16 protein-coding genes are annotated in these 18,130 nt (G+C 70.0%); 5 read left to right on the top strand and 11 right to left on the bottom strand.

Features of this window, described 5'->3' with window-relative positions; all coding sequences use genetic code 11:
• The first annotated feature begins 82 nt into the window (after positions 1-82).
• Positions 83-1,228, top strand: coding sequence for an acyltransferase family protein (locus ABT025_RS07460; protein WP_350990907.1), 1,146 nt, complete (start codon positions 83-85; stop codon positions 1,226-1,228).
• A 27-nt stretch (positions 1,229-1,255) separates the two neighbouring features.
• On the top strand, positions 1,256-2,473 hold the full coding sequence (locus ABT025_RS07455) for a cytochrome P450 (RefSeq protein ID WP_350990905.1): 1,218 nt from the start codon (positions 1,256-1,258) through the stop codon (positions 2,471-2,473).
• A gap of 749 nt (positions 2,474-3,222) precedes the next feature.
• On the opposite strand, the gene rfbH is transcribed toward ABT025_RS07455, so the two are convergent.
• The 3 genes from rfbH to ABT025_RS07440 all read right to left on the bottom strand — a co-directional run bounded on the left by rfbH (position 3,223) and on the right by ABT025_RS07440 (position 6,988).
• The gene (rfbH, locus tag ABT025_RS07450; RefSeq protein ID WP_350990903.1) at positions 3,223-4,530 is read right to left on the bottom strand and encodes a lipopolysaccharide biosynthesis protein RfbH; all 1,308 of its coding nucleotides are present in this window, start codon (positions 4,528-4,530) and stop codon (positions 3,223-3,225) included.
• Positions 4,531-4,562: 32 nt separating this feature from the next.
• Positions 4,563-5,459, bottom strand: coding sequence for an NAD-dependent epimerase/dehydratase family protein (locus ABT025_RS07445; RefSeq protein WP_350990901.1), 897 nt, complete (start codon positions 5,457-5,459; stop codon positions 4,563-4,565).
• A gap of 590 nt (positions 5,460-6,049) precedes the next feature.
• On the bottom strand, positions 6,050-6,988 hold the full coding sequence (locus ABT025_RS07440; protein ID WP_350990899.1) for a beta-ketoacyl-ACP synthase III: 939 nt from the start codon (positions 6,986-6,988) through the stop codon (positions 6,050-6,052).
• 356 nt (positions 6,989-7,344) lie between these two features.
• Here ABT025_RS07440 and ABT025_RS07435 point away from each other — a divergent pair, with 356 nt between their 5' ends.
• Both ABT025_RS07435 and ABT025_RS07430 read left to right on the top strand, forming a co-directional pair.
• The gene (locus ABT025_RS07435) at positions 7,345-8,682 is read left to right on the top strand and encodes an SGNH/GDSL hydrolase family protein (protein WP_350990897.1); all 1,338 of its coding nucleotides are present in this window, start codon (positions 7,345-7,347) and stop codon (positions 8,680-8,682) included.
• A gap of 542 nt (positions 8,683-9,224) precedes the next feature.
• Positions 9,225-9,635, top strand: coding sequence for an STAS domain-containing protein (locus tag ABT025_RS07430; protein WP_350990895.1), 411 nt, complete (start codon positions 9,225-9,227; stop codon positions 9,633-9,635).
• Between the two features lie 96 nt (positions 9,636-9,731).
• On the opposite strand, the gene ABT025_RS07425 is transcribed toward ABT025_RS07430, so the two are convergent.
• Positions 9,732-9,947: an EF-hand domain-containing protein gene (locus ABT025_RS07425; RefSeq protein ID WP_326738861.1), complete on the bottom strand. Its 216-nt coding sequence runs from the start codon at positions 9,945-9,947 to the stop codon at positions 9,732-9,734.
• Between the two features lie 142 nt (positions 9,948-10,089).
• On the opposite strand from ABT025_RS07425, the gene ABT025_RS07420 reads away from it, so the two are divergent.
• Positions 10,090-10,728 carry a GNAT family N-acetyltransferase gene (locus ABT025_RS07420; protein ID WP_350990893.1) on the top strand — a complete coding sequence of 213 codons (639 nt, stop codon included), beginning with the start codon at positions 10,090-10,092 and terminating at the stop codon, positions 10,726-10,728.
• Between the two features lie 95 nt (positions 10,729-10,823).
• Here the strand turns inward: ABT025_RS07420 and ABT025_RS07415 are convergent, their stop codons facing one another.
• The 7 genes from ABT025_RS07415 to ABT025_RS07385 form a co-directional block, all read right to left on the bottom strand.
• Positions 10,824-12,017 (bottom strand): YncE family protein, encoded by a 1,194-nt coding sequence (locus tag ABT025_RS07415; RefSeq protein ID WP_350990889.1) that lies wholly within the window; start codon positions 12,015-12,017, stop codon positions 10,824-10,826.
• Complete coding sequence (locus ABT025_RS07410; RefSeq protein WP_350990887.1) at positions 12,017-12,823, bottom strand: polysaccharide deacetylase family protein; 807 nt, start codon at positions 12,821-12,823, stop codon at positions 12,017-12,019. The genes ABT025_RS07415 and ABT025_RS07410 overlap by 1 nt, the downstream gene beginning before the upstream one ends.
• 567 nt (positions 12,824-13,390) lie before the next feature.
• Positions 13,391-13,906 carry an ATP-binding protein gene (locus tag ABT025_RS07405; RefSeq protein ID WP_350990885.1) on the bottom strand — a complete coding sequence of 172 codons (516 nt, stop codon included), beginning with the start codon at positions 13,904-13,906 and terminating at the stop codon, positions 13,391-13,393.
• A gap of 251 nt (positions 13,907-14,157) precedes the next feature.
• Entirely contained in the window at positions 14,158-14,925 is a 768-nt protein-coding gene (locus tag ABT025_RS07400; RefSeq protein ID WP_350990883.1) for an enoyl-CoA hydratase/isomerase family protein, read from the bottom strand.
• Positions 14,926-15,055: 130 nt separating this feature from the next.
• Positions 15,056-15,496: a cold-shock protein gene (locus ABT025_RS07395; RefSeq protein ID WP_350990881.1), complete on the bottom strand. Its 441-nt coding sequence runs from the start codon at positions 15,494-15,496 to the stop codon at positions 15,056-15,058.
• Positions 15,497-15,692: 196 nt separating this feature from the next.
• Positions 15,693-16,637 carry a proline iminopeptidase-family hydrolase gene (locus ABT025_RS07390; RefSeq protein WP_350990879.1) on the bottom strand — a complete coding sequence of 315 codons (945 nt, stop codon included), beginning with the start codon at positions 16,635-16,637 and terminating at the stop codon, positions 15,693-15,695.
• Positions 16,638-16,750: 113 nt separating this feature from the next.
• Positions 16,751-18,130, bottom strand: a 1,380-nt coding sequence (locus tag ABT025_RS07385; protein WP_350990877.1) for a thioesterase domain-containing protein, incomplete at its 5' end; no start/stop codon positions are given.

The raw sequence follows: 18,130 nt of genomic DNA, 5'->3' as shown, positions 1-18,130 counted from the left end.
TCTGCCCCTAGCGGGCGCCCATAGCTTTCGGGCCGATCCGGCGTCGGGCGCCGACTCCCCAACCCATTCCAGGAGCTGGAACATGACCAGTGCGTCTCCACCGATCCGCCAGCTGCCCTCTCTGACCGGCTACCGCGCCATCCTGTTCGTCGCCGTGTTCATCACCCACGCCCTCGGCGCGGGGTACTTCTTCGCCGACCAGTCGATCAACAAGGCCGGTACCCAACTCCCCTACGGGACGGGCGCCCTGGCCACCTTCTTCGTGCTCAGCGGTTTCGTGCTCACCTGGGGTGAGCCGTGGCGCAGCACGATCGGCCGGTTCTGGCGGCGGCGCGTGGTCAAGATCTACCCCGGACACATGATCGTCTGGGCGGCCACCCTGCTGATGCTGTTCGCCGTGGGCCCGATGGCGATGATCGGCTCCTGGGAGCAGACCGAGGCCGGCCCCGCGGTCGCCAATCTGTTCCTGGTCCAGGACTGGATTCCCCGGATGCCGTACGTGTTCAGCGTCTATGGCGTGAACTGGTCGGTCTCAGTCGAGATCGTGTTCTACCTTGCGCTGCCGCTGCTGATACGCCCGATCCTGCGCATCGCCGACAAGCGCCTGTGGCACTGGTTCGCCCTGTGCGCCGCGGTGATCGTCGCCATCCCGACCCTCACGCACTTCTTCCTGGACGGACCGCTCGCGCCGGGCCAGAGCCTGTCGTGGGACCAGATCTACTACACCGACTTCTTCCCGCTCTCGCGGATGCCCGAGTTCCTGCTCGGTGTCTTCCTCGCACGCATCGTCCAGACCGGCAACTGGCCCCGGATGAGCATCTGGCTGCCGGCACTCTTCACGGCAGGCCTGTGCTGGCTGATGTTCCAGCTGCCCGAGACGTTCCGCGCCAGCGGCCTGCTCACCATCGGTCTGTGCCTGTTCGTCCCCGCCATCGCCGTGCGCGACCTGGACGACAAGCCGAGCTGGCTGGACAACAAGTTCATGGTGCTGCTGGGGAACGCCTCGTACGCCGCCTACCTGGTGCACTTCCCCCTGCTCGCGCTGACCCGGCACGTGGTCGGCGACGGGAAGCAGTTCGGCGTGGGGACGGGACTCCTCATCGTGGTCGTGCTCTTCGTGATCACCCAGCTCGTCGGTGTCGCCATGTTCCTCGCGGTGGAACGGCCGGTCATGCGCCGGTTCGGCTCCGCGCGCCGCAAACCGGCCCCCGACCCCGTACCGGCCTGACCGCCCCCCACTGACCGAGGAGCTCCTGTGACCGATCCGGACCAGGTGATGAAGTTCCCCTTCCCCGACAGCCACCGGCTGGACGTCCCGCCGGAGTTCGCCGGCCTGCGGGCGAAGTGCCCGGTGCAGCGGGTGGAACTTCCGTACGGTGGTGAAGGCTGGCTGGTGACCCGGCAGGCCGACGTCAAGACGGTGCTCGGCGACCCCCGGTTCTCCCGGGCCGCGACCGTGCAGGCGGACATCCCCCGAACGAAGGAATGGCTGAATCCGGGCGGTGACATCCTCTCGCTGGACCAGCCGGAGCACGCCCGGATACGCAAGCTGGTCTCGGGGGCGTTCTCGCGCCGGAATGTGGAGCTGTGGCGGCCCCGCATCGAGGAGCTCGTCGACGAACTCGTCGCGGGCATGCGGGCGGCCGGCTCCCCGGTGGATCTCGTCGAGTCGTTCACGATGCCGCTCCCGATCACCGTGATCTGCGAGATGCTGGGCGTGCCGGCCGCGGACCGCCACTTCTTCCAGCGGTTCTCGGAACTGATGTTCAGCGGTACCGGCGTCGCAGCCCAGGACATCCAGGACGCCGCCACCGCGCTGATGTCCTACCTCGCCGAACACGTCGCCCGCCACCGCGCCGAGCCCCAGGACGACCTGCTCTCCGAACTCATCGCCGCGCGCGACGAGGACGAGGGTCGGCTGACCGAGGAGGAGCTGGTCACCCTCGGGATGACCATCCTGGCCGCGGGACACGAGACCACGGCCAACTCGATCTCCAACTTCGTCCACACCCTGCTCGTCGACGGACTCTGGGAGGACCTGGCCGCACATCCGGAACGGTTCGACACCGCGGTTGAGGAACTGCTGCGGTTCGTTCCCCTGGGTGGCAGCGAGTCCCTGCCCCGGGTCGCCACCGAGGACGTGTCGTTGGGCGACGTGACCGTGTGCAAGGGGGAAGCGGTCTTTCCCGCGATGGTCTCGGCCAACTTCGACGGCGAGGTGTTCACCGATCCGGATGTCCTCGATCTCGACCGGAAGCACAATCCGCACCTGGCCTTCGGCTTCGGCCCGCACTTCTGCCTGGGCGCCCAACTGGCCCGGACGGAGATCCGGGTCGCACTCGCGACACTGCTGCGCGAGTTTCCCCGACTGCACCTGGCTGTACCCGTAGCCGAGGTGCCCTGGCGTGAGGACACCGCGTTGATCCGCGGCCCGCGCCGCCTCCCGGTCGCCTGGTATCCGCAGGCCGACTGAAGGAGGAACCGAACGACGCGTTGAGGGCGCACCACGTCCTCGACGCGTCGTTCGCGTCTGTCGCCCCGTTGCGCTTTTGGTGGACCGGCACCATCGCAGGGGGCCGAGGCGTTGAGCGTTGAGGTGTTGCGGTGTTGCGGTGTTGCGGTGTTGCGGCATTGGGCCGTTGGGCCGTTGAGGTGTTGACGCACAGAGCCGTTGGGCCGTTGCGCGTTGAGCCCTTGCGCCGTTGCGCGTTGAGGCGCCGGCGACCCCGTCGGCTTGGGACGGCCGGGTTCCGGAGCGGCCCCACTGTCGCCTGCGGCGTGTGCGGCGTGTGCGGCGCTTGGGCGTCGGCCCGACTTCACCGGAACCGTGTCCTACCCCACCGGAACCCGTGTCCGACCCGTTCGGTACCCGTGCCCGACCCGTTCGGGCCGTCCGGACGTACGTGGGTGGGGCGGTCGGGCGGGAGCGCGGCACCGGGATGCGCCGTGCCCGAGCGAGCCCTGCCCCTCCTGCCCCTCCTGCCCCTCCTGCCCCGACGGATCCTGTCCGCGCAAGCAGGCGGCACATCGGACCGGCGCCTCTGCCGATCCGATGTGCCGCCCCCTGGACTGCCGGCGCAGCCGGCCGCTCCGCGCGGCGCTCCCGGATGTCCGCGGAACGGGATACCCGTCCGGTCCGGAACCCGGCGAAGCGGTCCGGCAGGGCGCCGGACCGCTGTTCTCGCGTGGGCGCGGCCGGGCCGAGGGCCCTGCCGCGGTTTCTCAGCCCCGTGCCTGCACGAACTCCTTCACCGAGGCGATGACGTAGTCGAGCATCTCGTCGGTGAGGCCGGGATAGACCCCGATCCAGAAGGTCTGCTCGGTGATGATGTCGCTGTTGGTGAGGTCGCCGACGGCCCGGTACGGCTGGTTGATGTAGGCCGGGTGGCGAGTGAGGTTCCCGGCGAAGAGCCGCCGGGTGCCGATCTTGCGGCTCTCCAGGAAGTCGACCAGTGTCGCCCGGGTGAAGGGGGCGTCGGGGGCGACGGTCAGCACGAATCCGAACCAGCTCGGGTCGCTGCGGGGCGTCGCCTCGGGCAGCACCAGGTGCGGCACGTCCTGCAGCCCGTCGCGCAGCCGCTGCCAGTTGCGCTTGCGGGCCGCCACGAATCCGTCCAGCTTGGTCAACTGGCTTAGTCCCAGGGCGGCCTGGATGTCGGTGGCCTTCAGGTTGTACCCGACGTGGGAGAAGATGTACTTGTGGTCGTAGCCCATCGGCAACGTACCCATCTGGTACTGGAAGCGCTTGAGGCACTTGTCGTTCTCGCCCGGCTCGCACCAGCAGTCCCGGCCCCAGTCGCGCAGCGACTCCACGATCCGGGCCAGCGCCAGGTTCGAGGTGAGGACACAGCCGCCCTCGCCCATCGTCAGGTGGTGGGCCGGGTAGAAGCTGACGGTCGAGAAGTCACCGAAGGTCCCGGTGAGTTTGCCGTCGTACATGGAGCCGACCGCGTCGCAGTTGTCCTCGATGAGGAACAGCTCGTGCTCGGCGGCGAGTTCGGCGATCTCGGCCACCTCGAAGGGGTTGCCGAGTGCGTGCGCGATGATGATCGCCCGGGTCCTGGGGCCGATCGCCTGCGCCACTCGCTCGGCGGTGGTGTTGTACGTGCCGAGCTCCACGTCGACGAAGACCGGGACCAGGCCGTTCTGCAGGATCGGGTTCACTGTGGTGGGGAACCCCGCCGCCACGGTGATGATCTCGTCGCCCGGCCGCAGCCGCCGGTCCTCCAGCAGGTGCGAGGTCAACGCGGAGACGGCGAGCAGGTTGGCCGACGACCCCGAATTGGTGAGATGGGCCTTGCGGCGCTTGAGCTTGCGCGCGAAGGCCGACTCGAACTTGCGTGAGCTGCGACCGGCCGCGATCCGCATCTCCAGAGCGGCCTCGACGAGCGCCACCCGGTCCTCCTCGTCCAGCACCGCGCCGGACGGCCAGATCTCGGTGACGCCGGGCACGAAGCCCGAAACGCCCTCCTCCCGCTCCTGGTGGTACTTGCGGACCTCGTCCAGCATCAGCGCCCTGTGGTCGCTCATCTCCGCTTCCTTCCTGCCGTGCTGATGGGTGGTCATGCGGCCGCGAGCAGATCCCGCAGCGATTGGTCGAGGGAGCGGCGTGGCTCCCAGCCGAGCACCTTGGCGGCGCGCGAGACATCCAGTTGCTGCCATTCCGTGTCGACGCGCGACTGTCCGCCGGCCGGGGCCTCCTCGACGACCCGGACGGGCAGCCCGCTGACCGCGATCAGCCGGGTGACCAGGTCCCGGGTGTGGACGGCCGCGCCACTGCCGATGTTGATCACCTGGCCCGCCACCTCGGCGGCATCGGCCCGGACGGTGCACAGGACTGCGTCGGCGACATCGCGTACGTCCACGAAGTCACGCCAGGCGTGCAGCGGTGGCAGCCGCAGCTCCGCGGGGGCACCGGCCGGGCCCGGTTCGCCGGCGAGCCGCACCAGTCGGCCCGCCACCGAACCCAGCAGGCTGCCGGGGGGCGTTCCGGGACCGCAGACGTTCGCGATGCGCAGCACCACCCCGGGCTGCGCGCCGTCCCGGGCCGCGTCGAGGACGGCCCGCGCGCCGAGAAGCTTGGTACGTCCGTACGGCGTGACCGGTGCGGGATCGGTGCTCTCGTGGGTGCCCGCGCCGCTTGTTCCGGGTCCGTACTCATGGCTGCTGCCCAGCTGTACGAGGGTGGGCCGCCGGTCCAACAGGGCCAGCCCGCGTATGACGCGGAGTGGGAGTTCGACGTTGCCGGTGTGCATCTGGGGCTCGTCGGCCTTCCAGGCCCGGCCCGCGGCGTTGACGACCGCGTCGGCTTCCGCGGCGAACGCCGCGATCCTTTCGGGCCCGGCCGTCACCAGGTCGAAGCCGGCGGGGAGGGTGATGACCCGGTCGCCCGCTTCTGTCAGCGCCCGGCAGATGTGCGTGCCCAGGAAGCCACTGGCGCCCAGCACGACGATGTTCACCGGGCACCGCCCGGGCGGTGCTCGCCGGTTTCCAGGGGGTCTCTACGGTTCGGCTTCACACCGGGAAGCTAGGCGCGTCGGCTCAACTGCCGCTCGACGGGCGCTAGGGAGTGTCCGCGAGGTACCGTCGTCCGCCCGCGGGCCGGGTGAGACCTCGCGGACACGGCCCAGGGCCCGACGACCTCGCGGCCGGTGCCGTGAAACCCCGGCCCCGATCCGCCGCAAGCACCGGCGTCCCGGCATCGTGCACCGCGTCGCGAGGGCTCCTTGCCGCGAGCCACGTCCGCGGTCGGGACCCGGGGCACCGGCGGTCAGCAGGTTCGGGTTCTCCAGCGCCTCCGCCGTGGCGCCCCCGCCGACGAGCTGTACCTCGTACATCTCCTGTGACGTCCGGACGTCGGGCGGACCGTCGGGTCGGCCCCCGCGAACCTGCCGGCCGACGTCCTGGGCGCGGTGGGCATGCCGCCGAGTACGGCAGCACCGCCGGTCGTCGGTGGGGCCGCCGGGGGCGGCCTCCGGCCGGCGAAGCGCCGCCCCTCACGGCCTTCGGCCGGTGAACGCCGGGGCTCACGTCACGTCGGCTCCGCCTCTCAGGGGCAGCGGATGACCTGGCCCGCGTACGCCAGACCACCGCCGAACCCGAACAGCAGGGCCGGCGCGCCGGAGGGGATGTCACCCCGCTCCAGTGCCTTGGACAAGGCCAGCGGGATGCTGGCTGCCGAGGTGTTGCCGGACTCGACGACATCGCGGGCGATGTACGCGTTGCCGGCCCCGAGCCGCTTCACGAACGACTCGATGATCCGGAGGTTCGCCTGGTGAAGCACCACCGCGCCGAGTTCCTCCGGTGCCACCCCGGCCTTGTCGCAGACGCTGCGGGCGATGGCCGGAAGCTGGGTGGTGGCCCAGCGGTAGACCGACTGCCCCTCCTGCTGGAACGTGCCGGATACGCCTTCGATGCGCACCGCGTTGCTGAGTTCCGGTACCGCCCCCCACACGACGGGGCTGATCTGGGCCTCGGGTGCCGCCTCGACCACGGCCGCGCCGGCACCGTCGCCGATCAGCACGCAGGTGGTGCGGTCGTCCCAGTCGGTGAAGTCGCTCAGCTTCTCGGAGCCGATCACCAGGGCCCGGGTCGCGGAGCCGGCCTGGATGGTGTGGTCGGCGGTGGCCAGCGCATGGGAGAAGCCCGAGCAGGCGACGTTGATGTCCAGCGTGGCCGCGCCGAGGATACCCAGCTGGGCGGCGACGCGGGCGGCGGTGTTGGGAGAGCGGTCGATGGCGGTGCAGGTCGCCACGAGGACCAGGTCGATGTCGTCGGGGGCGACGCCACCGCGGTCCAGCGCGTTCTTGCCCGCCTGTGCGGCCATGAAGTCAACGGTCTCGTCGGGCCCGGCCACATGCCGCGTCTCGATGCCCACGCGGCTGCGGATCCATTCGTCGCTGGTCTCGATCCGCTGGGCCAGATCGTCGTTCGTCAGGACCTTCGGGGGTTGGTAGTGGCCCATGCTGACCACGCGTGACCCTGTCACTGTTACTGCTCCTTCGAATCCGCGAGAGACCTCTTCTTCGCCCGCATCGTTGCACTACCTCGTCGAACCATGCTGCGTTGCCCTTCATTTCGGACAGAAAAGGCCCCTGTTCGTCGCGCCATGTCAGCTAAGAGCATCGAATGCTTGGTAATGGACCGGTTCGTCGCTCTTGTGAAGGATCCCGCCTCACACTCTCACCACCTCGACCGGTCGAAACATTTCGAATGATTGACCGCAATTATCGGAAGGACTGGCCTGCCGCGTGATCCGGCGGGCGCATGGATGGGGATGCCGTCCGCGCACATGGACGCTTTGCGTTTCACCCCGTTTCCCCACCGCACAGAGGGAACACATCCATGAACCGAAGATCCTCGCTCATCAGCCTGATCGCCACCGGGGCACTCCTCGCCGCCGTCTCGCCGGCGCTCGGGGCCGGCGAGACGGCGGGGGCGGATCACGCACCCGGGCCCAAGGAGCGGAACGCGCACTGGGTCGCCGCCTGGACGGCGATGCCGCAGCTGACGGAGCCGTCCAACATGCCGCCGGCGCCGTTCACCCAGGACGGCTCCGTCCTGACGGACACCACGCTGCGCCAGACCGTCCACGTCTCGGCGGGCGGCGACCACATCCGACTGCGGTTCTCCAACGCGTTCGGCGGGGCGGTGCTGCCGCTCACCAAGGTGTCCGTGGCGCTGCCGCTCGACGGCCGCACCGGTACGGGCGCCGTCCAGGAAGGGACCACGCGCCCGGTGACCTTCGGGGGCAGCGCCTCGGTGAACGTCCCCGTCGGCTCGCAGGCCGTCTCCGATCCTCTGGACTTCCCCCTCGCACCCGGCTCCACCCTGACGGCGACGGTCTACCTGGCCACCGGGCAGGCGTCCACCGCCATCACCTCGCACCCCGGTTCCCGTACGACCTCGTACCTCCGGTCCGGGGACCACGTCCAGGACCCGGATCTTCCCGGTGCCGCCACCACCGACCACTGGTACTTCCTCAGCGGCGTCGAGGCGTGGTCCGGCGGCACCACCTCGGCGACGGCCGTGCTCGGCGACTCGCTGACCGACGGCCGTGGGTCCACCACCAACGGGAACGACCGCTGGCCGGACGTACTCCAGCAGCGGCTGGCGGCCGGCGGGGGCACGGTACGGACCTCGGTCGTCAATCAGGCGGCCGGCGGGAACCGCCTGCTCAACGACGGCCTGGGCCCGAACGGACCGGCCCGGCTGGACCGCGACGTGCTGTCCCAGAGCGGTGTCGACCGGCTGATCGTCTTCGAGGGCGTCAACGACATCGGGACGGCACCCGCCACACCCGCCGCCCAGAAGCAGACGGCGGACGAGGTCATCGCCGCGTACGACCAGATCATCACCCGGGCGCACGCGCTGAGGATCCGTGTGTACGGAGCGACGCTGACCCCCATCGGCGGCAACACCGGGTACGACGACCCGGACGGCTTCCGCGAGGGGGCACGGCAGACGGTCAACACCTGGATCCGCACCAGCGGCCGCTTCGACGGGGTGATCGACTTCGACCGGACCGTCCGGGACCCGGAAAACCCCCGCGTGCTCCGCGCCTCGGTGGACGTCGGCGACCACCTCCACCTCAACCCCATGGGCTACCGGCTCCTGGCCGGAGCCGTCCCCGCACGCCTGTTCCGGCCGTCCCCGCTCCCCGCGGGATTCGGCTACAACTGACCGGCGCGCAAAGGCGGCCCGCGCACCCGCGAGGCGAATGCCGGGGAGCACGGGCCGTCCGTCGGCCGGTACGGCAGCAGAGCTCGCGGCCGCTCCGACGGGCCGTCGCTTGATCACGGCGCGAGCCGGACCGGGCGGACGGACGGGCGACCGGGCGACCGGACAGGCCGATGTACGGACGGACGGGCGGACCGACGGAGCATGCGGCCCGCAGCCGCAGGCGCGCCGACGGGCGGCCACGGCTACGGCTACGGCGAGCGCGGTCCTCCGCACACGGCGGCGGTCAGCTGGGGGACACCTGACGGAGCCACCGCCACCCGCTCCCTGACTGACAACCACATGAATCGCCCGCCCCTGTCCATGGCGACAGCAGACGTTCACCCGGAAGAAGGCATTGGAGAAAGCTCGAACGTTTCTGCGTCGCTACTTGCCGGACCCTTGGGTTAGGTTCACCGACTGTCACCTCACCGACCGTCCCCCACCGGCTGTCATGCGGGCTCCTGGCACGTCCTGCGGGCCCGGCGCTGCGAGGAAAGGCATCAATGACCGAGACGTCGGCCCCCACGGCACCCTCCGTACCGGCCCCGCTGCCCGAGCCGTGCGGCCGGGTGTACCGCAGGGGCGGCCGCACGGTGGTGGCGCTGCGCGACGAGATCGACCTCGCGACCGCCGCGCTCATCGCACCGGCCCTGGACGGGGCGACGTCGGACGGCTCACCCCAGCTGGTGGTCGACCTGACGGAGGTGAGTTTCCTCGACTGCTCGGGACTGACACTGCTGTGCCGGGCCCGTCGGCGCGTGCTGGACCGCGACGGGCGGTTCTGGCTCGTCTGCGGCTGCCCTCGGATCCTGCGCCTGCTGCGGGTGGGCCGGCTGCACGATCTGTTCTGTCCGGTGGCCACCCCGGACGAGGCCTTCCGCACGGCGGAGCCCGTAGCTCCTGCCGGCTCCTGAGCGGTGCGGGGCGCCCGTCCCCCGGCGCCGTCCCCCCAGCGCCACCTCCCAGCGCGGTCCCGCGGCCCCCGGCCCGCCGGCCGGGGGACCCGGCCGTCAGCCCTTGTTCTGCGCGGCCCAGAACTCGTCGAACGTGAGCAGCCCGTCCCCGTTCGCGTCGTGGGAGTTGATCACGGCCTGTGCGACCGTCTCGGTGACGTAGGGGTCACCCAGCTGAGCCATGACGCTCTTGTACTCGACAGCCGAGATCAGCCCGTCGCTGTTCAGGTCGAACCGCTCGAATGCCTTGCGCGCCGACTCGATGTCCGCCACTTTTCCGCCCCTTCGTATGACTGTCTGACGGAGGTCAGATTAACGGGCACGACGGATGGCCCTCGCGGCGGCCGGTCGTCGATCATGGACGGGCCGGTCACCGTCCGTTGGCCGGTGAACCGAGCGGGGAGCGCAAGGCACGATGAGCGAGGCACTGGCACAGATCCTGGAGGCCGCGGCGCAGGGGCGGTTCCCGCCGCCGGACGGTTCCACGACCGTGGTGAGGCAGCCGAGCACGCGGGATGCCGGGGTGCTGGCGTTCACCGCGCACTCGGTGGTCTTCACCGACGAGGACCCGCGGTGGGTGCACGACACACTGGCCGCCACCCCTGGCGACCCGCTCGCCGCGACCATGAGTCCGCGCTTCCTGAGCGCCCTGCTGGCCCGCACGGGCCGGCACATGAACACGACCGACCTGCTCACGGTCGCACCCTCGTTGCCGGGCGCACCGGAGCTGGAGCTGCGGGAGATCCACGACCCCGGACACCCCCGGGTGGCACGGGCGATGATGTTCCGCGACGAGGTGCGGGTGTGGGGAACCGGGGGCGGTGTGGTGATCCTCGGCCGCGGTGTGGCGGGGCGCTGGGAGACCTCGGTCGAGGTGGCGGAGGAAGCGCGCGGGCGACGGCTCGGCGAGCGGCTGGCCCGGGCGGCCCGTCATCTGGTGCCGGACGCGGTGGTGTGGGCCCAGCAGTCGCCGGGGAACGCCCGCAGTGTGCGGACGTTCCAGGCGGCGGGATACCGGCCGGTGGGCTCGGAAGCCCTGCTGATCGCGGAGTGAGTCACCGGCCGCCCACGCGGTGAGCGGCCGGTGAGCGGCTGATGAGCCGCCCGGTACGTGAGCGGCTCAGCGGAGGAAGCCGAGCCAGTACCGGCTCAGCGGAAGACTCCGGTGTGGCCGAGCGAGTAGCGGCCCGGCTGCGGGTAGACGGCGAGCCCGTGGGGGCCGCTGCCCACCGGGATACGGGCCAGCTGCTTGCCGCTGGTGGTGTCGATCGCGTACACCTCGGCGTTGTAACGACCGGACAGCCACAGGACCTTGCCGTCCGCCGAGACCCCGCCCATGTCCGGACTGCCACCGTTCGGCAGGTGCCACTTCTTCGCCAGCTTCTTCTGTGCGAAGTCGAACACGGAGACCGAGCCCTCACCGCGGTTGGAGATGTACATCTCCTTGGCGTCCCGGCTGACGTAGAGCCCGTGGCAGCCCTTGCCGGTGGGCAGCAGCTTCGGCTCGGTGAACTTCTCTCCGTCCAGCACCCACATGCCGTTGGCCATCATGTCCGCGATGTAGAAGGTGCTGCCGTCGGGTGACAGCTTCACGTCCTGCGGCATGGCGCCCTTGAAGGGGAGTTTCTGCTGGCCGACCACCTTCATCTTCGCCGTGTCGACCTTGAGCAGTTCGCCGGAGAACTCGCAGGAGACGATGAAGTACCGGCCGTCCGCGGAGAAGTCGGCGTGGTTGACTCCCGCGCAGCTCACCGGGACCGTCTTGGCCGTCTTCATGGTGTGCGCGTCACGGAAGACCAGTTCGCGGTCCATCGAGGCCATCACGATGGCGTAGGTGCCGTTCGGCGTGAAGTAGAGGTTGTACGGGTCGGAGACGTCGACCGTCTTCCCCTCCTTCCCCGTCGCCGGGTCGATGGCGGTGAGGCTGTCGCCGACGTCGTTGTTGACCCAGAGCGTCTTCAGGTCCCACGACGGGACGACGTGCTGCGGCTGACGCCCGACGGGGATCGTCTCGATGACCTTGTACGTGGCGGGGTCGATGACCGAGACGGTGTCCGAGTTGGTGTTGGGCACGTACACCCGGGACGGGAAGCCCTTGACGGCCGGCGACAGTTTTCCCGGGGCGTCGGCCGCGTACACGTTCCTGGCGTCGAGCACCGGCGGCATCCCGGGCAGGCCCGGCGGCGCGGGCGGGGTGACGCGCTTGGGCCGGCCGGGCGGGGCGGCGGCCTCGGTGGGGGCGTCCGACGCGCCCCTGTCCGCGGGAGTGGTGCCGCACCCGGTGAGTACGGCGAGCAGGACGCCCCCGAGCAGGGCCGCGGTGCGTGTGGTGGAGGGAGACATCAGGTCAGCAGCTCCGTGGTCGTCACCGCACGCAGTTGGCGGCGGTCGAGTTCGGTGAGGAGGAGGGGCAGTGCGGCGACCGTGTCCGCATAGCCGAAGTGCATGCTCACCACCGCCCCGTTGCGGATCTCCCCGGCCACCTTGCGTGTGACGGCCGCGGCACCGGGCGAGGTGAAGTCGAGGGAGTCGACGTCGTACGAGAGGACGTGCGGGTATCCGGCCCGGACGGCGAGCCGCTGGACGAGCGGGGTGGCGTACCGGGTGCGCGAGGGACGGAACCAGGTGCCGATGGAGCCCGTGAGCCGGCGCAGCCGCTGGGCACAGCCGGTGATCTCCGCGTACGCCCGCGTCTCGTCCATCGACGAGATGTCGACGTGGTGCTGGGTGTGGTTGCCGAGGTCGTGGCCGCCGTCGAGGATCCGGCGGGCCATCTCGGGGTGCTCGTCCAGCCAGCTGCCCACGGCAAGGACGGTGACCCTCGCCCCGGCACGCTCGACCTCTCCCAGGACGGTCCGGGCGACGGCCGGGTCGCCCTGGCCGTGAAAGGTGAGGGCGACGCGCGCCCGGTCGCGGGGGCCGTGGTCGATCTGCACGGGCTGCCCGGCGATACGGTGCGGCGCGGGGGCGGGGGCGTGCGCGCCCGTAGTGGCGCCCTGCTTCCTCGGTGCCGGTTGGGTGAGGGGCTTCGCCGGTGCACCGGTGGCGTCCGGGTCCGCGCAACCGGCGGCGAGGGCTGCCGTGAGGGCTGCCCCGGCTCCTGCGCGCAGGGCGCTGCGGCGGGGCACCGGTCTGTCGGGGGCGTTCATGCGCAGAACATTAAGGGCGATATGTCAGGAAAATAACAATTGACCCACAGTGGCTGGCGAAGGTCACACGGATGCGCACACCCGCCCCTCAGGCGGTCAATGAATCACCTGCCAAACGTCACGCACGCTCACCATTTTCCAGGCGAGTGACCCATCCCACCTTTGATTCACTGAAAGAATGTTCACGTTTGTCGCGATATGTAGATATCGCGGCTTTGGCGATGAAGTCGCCCGCCTGTCATAGTCGGAGGACACGACCCCCATTGACCCGGGCCAGGTCGTCAAAAGCGGCCGTGAACTCACCCCCCATTTCACGGCCCCCACACAGAAGCCCCCGAAGCGCCGCACCACGGCCGATCCGGGGGCTTCTGTGCATCCGGAGGCTTCGCACGCCCGGGGGCTCCCGCGCGTGCGAACGTTCCTGCGTCCGGAGGCCCCTGTGTCCGGAGACTCCCGCACCGGGGGGCTCCGCGCGTCCAGGGTTCCCCCCTCACCCGGGAGGCTCCTTGCACACGCGGCCTCCCGCCCGGGGCCCCTGCCCATCCGTGAACAGCGACCCCCGCCGGGTCAGCGGTCGGAGATCCGCATCTCGAACCAGGTGGTCTTGCCGCGCGGCAGCAGGTCCACACCCCACCGGTCGGAGAGCTTGTCGACCAGGAAGAGCCCACGGCCGCTGATGTCCATCTCCCGAACGGGCATCAGGCACGGCAGCCCGCGCGAGGGGTCGCGCACCTCGATCCTGATCCAGCCGCGACGCCGCATCATCCTCAGCCCGAAAACCCGGGCACCGGTGTGCCGCACGGCGTTCCCGACGAGTTCGGACACGAGCAGGACCGCGTGCTCGGCGGTCTGCGGGGAAAGCGCCCACTGCCGCAGCACCACGCAGGAGGTGAGCCTGCGAGCGGTCGCGGCCGACTCCGGACGGGATGGCAGCCGGACTTCGTCCTCCGTCGGATTTCCGAACAACTCCAGCGCCTTGAACGCTTGTTCGTCATCGACGGCCGGCACTCTCCGTGCCGCTGTCGCGCTGCTGCGCTGTCGCGGCTGCTCCACACCCTCCAGGCCCGCCATGGACACCATCATGGCTGCACAGAAGACGTTCCGTGGCCGTTCCCAGGGAATCCCTGACCCGGAATCAGACATCCGGAGGCGGGCTCCAGGCATATGCCACTGGCAGAATGCTCCACCCGACACCCGCGCCGACCTGCACGGATACCCCGTCCGAACGGGTTTGCCACGACAGGCGGGAAGCTGAGCCTTAAGGCTGCCTTAAGGCTCAGCTAATCCGCCCACACGGATGAACGCACGCTCGGCCGTTCCCAACTGGCGTTCGGTCAGAGGAACTTGGCCTTGCCCGGGCCCTCCTCCACAAAACTGCGCATTCCGCGCTCCCGGTCCTCGGTGGCGAAGAGGCCGGCGAACCAGGTCCGCTCGATCGTGAGTCCGGTGTCGATGTCCGTCTCGAGACCGGAATCGACGGCCTCCTTGGCTGCGCGCAGCGCGAGCGCGGGGCCCTTCGCCAGCTTGGCGGCCCAGGCGTGCGCCTGTTCGTACACCTCGGCGGCGGGCACCACGCGGTCCACCAGCCCCATGGTCAAAGCCTCCTCGGCCTTGACATGGCGGCCGGTGAAGATCAGGTCCTTCGCCTTGGAGGGGCCCACCAGCCGGGCGAGGCGCTGAGTGCCGCCCGCGCCCGGGATGAGCCCGAGCATGATCTCCGGCTGCCCCAGCTTGGCGTTGTCGCCTGCGATCCGGAAGTCCGCGCAGAGCGCCAGCTCGCAGCCGCCGCCGAGCGCGTAGCCGGTGATGGCCGCGACGACCGGCTTGGGGATCCGGGCCACCGTGGTGAAGGAGTCCTGCAGCGCCTTGGACCGGACGACCATCGCCGGGTGGTCCATCGCCTGCATCTCTTTGATGTCCGCGCCGGCCGCGAACAGCTTCTCGCCGCCGTAGAGCACCACGGCACGCACGTCGTCGCGCCGGGACGCCTCTTCGGCGAGCTCGCGCAGTCGGTCCTGGGTGGCGATGTCCAGGGCGTTCATCGGCGGACGGTCCAGCCGGATCGTGCCGACGCCGCCGCTTACTTCGAGGGTTACGGTCATGGGAGGCAGGTTAACCGGCGCTAACGCCGGGCCGGGCAGGGCCGGGTCCGGTGCCGTTCGTCACAGCCGGGAAGCCCGCACGGCCCGGGTCCGTCGCCCCGGGCCGCGGCGTGCGGCAGCGCTGCCCGGTTCAGCCCTCGACCCATCCGTGGTTCTTGGCGAACTGCAGCAGTCCCTGGCGTACCTGAAGAATGTGCTCCGCGGTGAGTCCGGGTGCCGATTCCAGAAGTACTTCGGTGACGTCCCGCACGTACTCTTCCGAGTTGAGCACGTCGCACAACACGTCGTCGCCGTCCAGCTGCCTGCCCGGGGACTCGGAACGTCCCGGGAAGACCGACGCCGTAACCGCCGCCGACCCGTTTCCGTTGCCCGCGGCGAGCTGCACCGAGGACGCCTTCAGACCCCGGTCGCCCTCCTCGATCTCGAACTCGACCATCAGGCCGGGCCTGAGAGCTGCCTCGGGAATACGAAGGTCGTTCACATGCAGGAAGACGTCCTCGCCACCGCGGTCGGGAGCGATGAACCCATAACCCTTCGCGCTGTCGAAACGCACCACACGACCGATGACCATGGGAACCGCCCTCTCAACGAATCCCGGACCCGTGTCCGGGACATCCCTGCCGCGAAAGGCCGTCCGGACCTCGTGCAACCACTCCGGACGCGCCGTGCGACTACTTGACCGCTACCGTCCCGGATGTCATTGCCCCGCGGGTGACACCTGGATCCTTTTTGCAGCGGCACACCATCTTGTCAGCACTCCGTGCGACCTACGGCCGGTGGGACGGGGCGGAGGAGGCCGGCTGCCCCACGGGCGGGTCCACCTCGTCGAGGAACGTCCGCATGACCTGGCGGAAGTGTTCCGGTTCCTCGAGGTGTGGCAGGTGGCTGGACTCCTCGAAAATCTCCCAGCGTGCACCTGGAATGAGGTCCTGGAACGGTTGCACCGTCGCGGGTGTGGCCTCGTCGTGACGTCCGGAGATCAGCAGGGTGGGCACGTCGACGTCGGGACAGAGGTCGATGACCGACCAGTCACGCAGCGTGCCGTTCACATGGAACTCACTGGGGCCGTTCATCGCGTAGTAGACGGTGGGGTCGTTGTACACCTCGTAGAACGACGCCAGGTAGTCACGGGGCCAGGGTGCGAGGCGGCATACGTGACGCTCGTAGAAGGTGCGCATGGCCGCGTGGTACTCGTCCGTCTCGGTGGTTCCGGCTGCCTCGTGCCGGAGCAGTGTGTCGTTGACACCGGGTGGGAGCTGGTCCCGCAGGATCTTGGCCTCCTGGAGCCAGAGGGGATAGGAGGCGGGCGAGTTGGCGATGACCAAACCGCGCAGGCCGACCGGACGTGCCGCGGCATGGTGTGTGATGAGCATGCCGCCCCAGGACTGTCCGAACAGTACGTAGTTGTCGGCGATCCCGAGACCTGTGAGCAGGTTGTCGAGTTCGGCGGCGAACAGGTCGACCGTCCAGAAGTCTGCTCCCCGGTCGGGCAGATGGGTCGATCCGCCGTTCCCGATCTGGTCGTAGTGCACGACGGACCAGCCGTCGTCGGCCAGGTCGGAGAGGTTCTGCAGATAGTCGTGGGTGGATCCCGGGCCGCCGTGCACGACGACGAGCGTGGGCCGGTCGGAGCGAAGGTCGCCCGTCACCCGGTACCACGTCTCATGCTCGCCGAACGGCAGGGTCCCCTTGGCGCTGGGTGCCACGGTCACGTCGCTTCGCCTCGTTTCATTGCGTCTCGTTCCGATTCGTTTCGTTTCGTTGCGCATGCTGCTCGCGGATGGAGCGGTGGGTAACGCGATCACGCGGCCGCGCAGTCACGCAGTCACGCAGTCACTACGGCGTCGGACGCTGCCGCCTTCGACGCCAGCCACTCGTCGATGACGTGCGCGGTTTCCTGGGCGCGGTCCTCGACGAGGGTGAAGTGGTTGGCGCGTACGGTCCGCAGGGTGTGGGTGGCCTCCCACGGCTCTGCGCGACCACTGACCAGGTCGGGTGACGTGTCGTCCCCCTGCGGCACGAAGGACTGGGTGCACTGGACGAAGAGCACCGGGGCCTCGACCGGGGCGAGCGGTAGTTGCGGGACCAGTTCGACCCAGCGGCCCATCGCGGAGAGCCGACTGCTGTCGAACCGGCCGAACACCGCTTCCTTGTCGAACATGCCGAGTGCGAGGCCGTCGAGGGGGACGCCGTCGCTCCCGCCGTCGTGGACCTTGAACGTGTCCAGCAGGACGACGCCCGCCGGGCGCACCCCGCATTCCCGTTCCAGGTATCCGGCGGTGGCGTAGGCGAGGGTGCCGCCGGACGAGTAGCCGAGCAGGACGAACGGTTTCCCGTCCGCCGTGTCCAGCACGCTCCGGGCGAGGGCCTGGACTGCGGCGTCGGACGACGTGGGAAGGCTCTCGCCCGCCAGGAATCCGGGGACGGGCAGTGCGGAGATCTTGTGCCTGCCTCCGAAGTGGGAGACCAGACGCGCGTGTTGGTGGACGCCGCCGGTGGCCATGGGTGTGCTGAGGCAGATGAGGTGCGGGCCCTCGGAGGCGTCCGCGAGCCGCACTGCGACGGGCAGCCGGTCGATCTCGTCCACGGAGCCGAAGCCCGGCCGGACGTCGGCTGCTGCCTGGAGGAGCGCGAACCCCTTGTCCGCGCGGCCGGAGACGACGGCGGAATGGAACAGGTCGCGGAGCGTCTCGGGCGGCCTGCCGGCCGAAGGGGCTTCGGCCTCACGGGATACGCCCCCGCGCACCACCCCGTCGGCCTCCGCGGGCGCTCCCGCTTCGCCGGCCGCGAGGGGCCCTGCAGCCAGGAGGTCCGCACGCAGCAGCCGGGCGAGCTCTGCCGGGCTCTTGCTGTCGAAGACCACCATCGGGGGGAGCCGCAGTCCGGTGTCCTTCATCAGAGCGTTGCGGAGTTCCATCGCGCCGAGCGAGTCGAACCCCGCCTCCAGGAAGTCCCGTTCCGCGTCGAGTGCGTCCGCGCTGCTGTGACCGAGGAGCGCGGCGGCCCGCTCCATGACGAGCGTCCTGAGGAGGGCCTCCTGCTCGGCCTGGTCGGCCTGCGCGAATCGCCGCCGCAGAGACGTCGCATCCGCTCTGGTGACGGCAGTGCGGCGCCTGGTGGTGGGGACGAGGTCGCGGAGGAGTGCGGGGATGGTGTCGGTACGCGCGCGGAGCGCGGTGACATCGATCGGCAACGGAACCAGAGC

It is taken from the genome of Streptomyces sp. NPDC002809 (assembly GCF_040295435.1).
Lineage (GTDB): Bacteria > Actinomycetota > Actinomycetes > Streptomycetales > Streptomycetaceae > Streptomyces.
This window is presented reverse-complemented; position numbering and strand designations above follow the sequence as displayed.

Coding starts and splice junctions, on each gene's coding strand:
- ABT025_RS07460 (WP_350990907.1), top strand. CDS start 83: ATGACCAGTGCGTCTCCACCGATCCGCCAGCTGCCCTCTCTGACCGGC.
- ABT025_RS07405 (WP_350990885.1), bottom strand. CDS start 13,906: ATGATGGTGTCCATGGCGGGCCTGGAGGGTGTGGAGCAGCCGCGACAG.
- ABT025_RS07435 (WP_350990897.1), top strand. CDS start 7,345: ATGAACCGAAGATCCTCGCTCATCAGCCTGATCGCCACCGGGGCACTC.
- rfbH (WP_350990903.1), bottom strand. CDS start 4,530: ATGAGCGACCACAGGGCGCTGATGCTGGACGAGGTCCGCAAGTACCAC.
- ABT025_RS07430 (WP_350990895.1), top strand. CDS start 9,225: ATGACCGAGACGTCGGCCCCCACGGCACCCTCCGTACCGGCCCCGCTG.
- ABT025_RS07410 (WP_350990887.1), bottom strand. CDS start 12,823: ATGAACGCCCCCGACAGACCGGTGCCCCGCCGCAGCGCCCTGCGCGCA.
- ABT025_RS07400 (WP_350990883.1), bottom strand. CDS start 14,925: ATGACCGTAACCCTCGAAGTAAGCGGCGGCGTCGGCACGATCCGGCTG.
- ABT025_RS07415 (WP_350990889.1), bottom strand. CDS start 12,017: ATGTCTCCCTCCACCACACGCACCGCGGCCCTGCTCGGGGGCGTCCTG.
- ABT025_RS07420 (WP_350990893.1), top strand. CDS start 10,090: ATGAGCGAGGCACTGGCACAGATCCTGGAGGCCGCGGCGCAGGGGCGG.
- ABT025_RS07395 (WP_350990881.1), bottom strand. CDS start 15,496: ATGGTCATCGGTCGTGTGGTGCGTTTCGACAGCGCGAAGGGTTATGGG.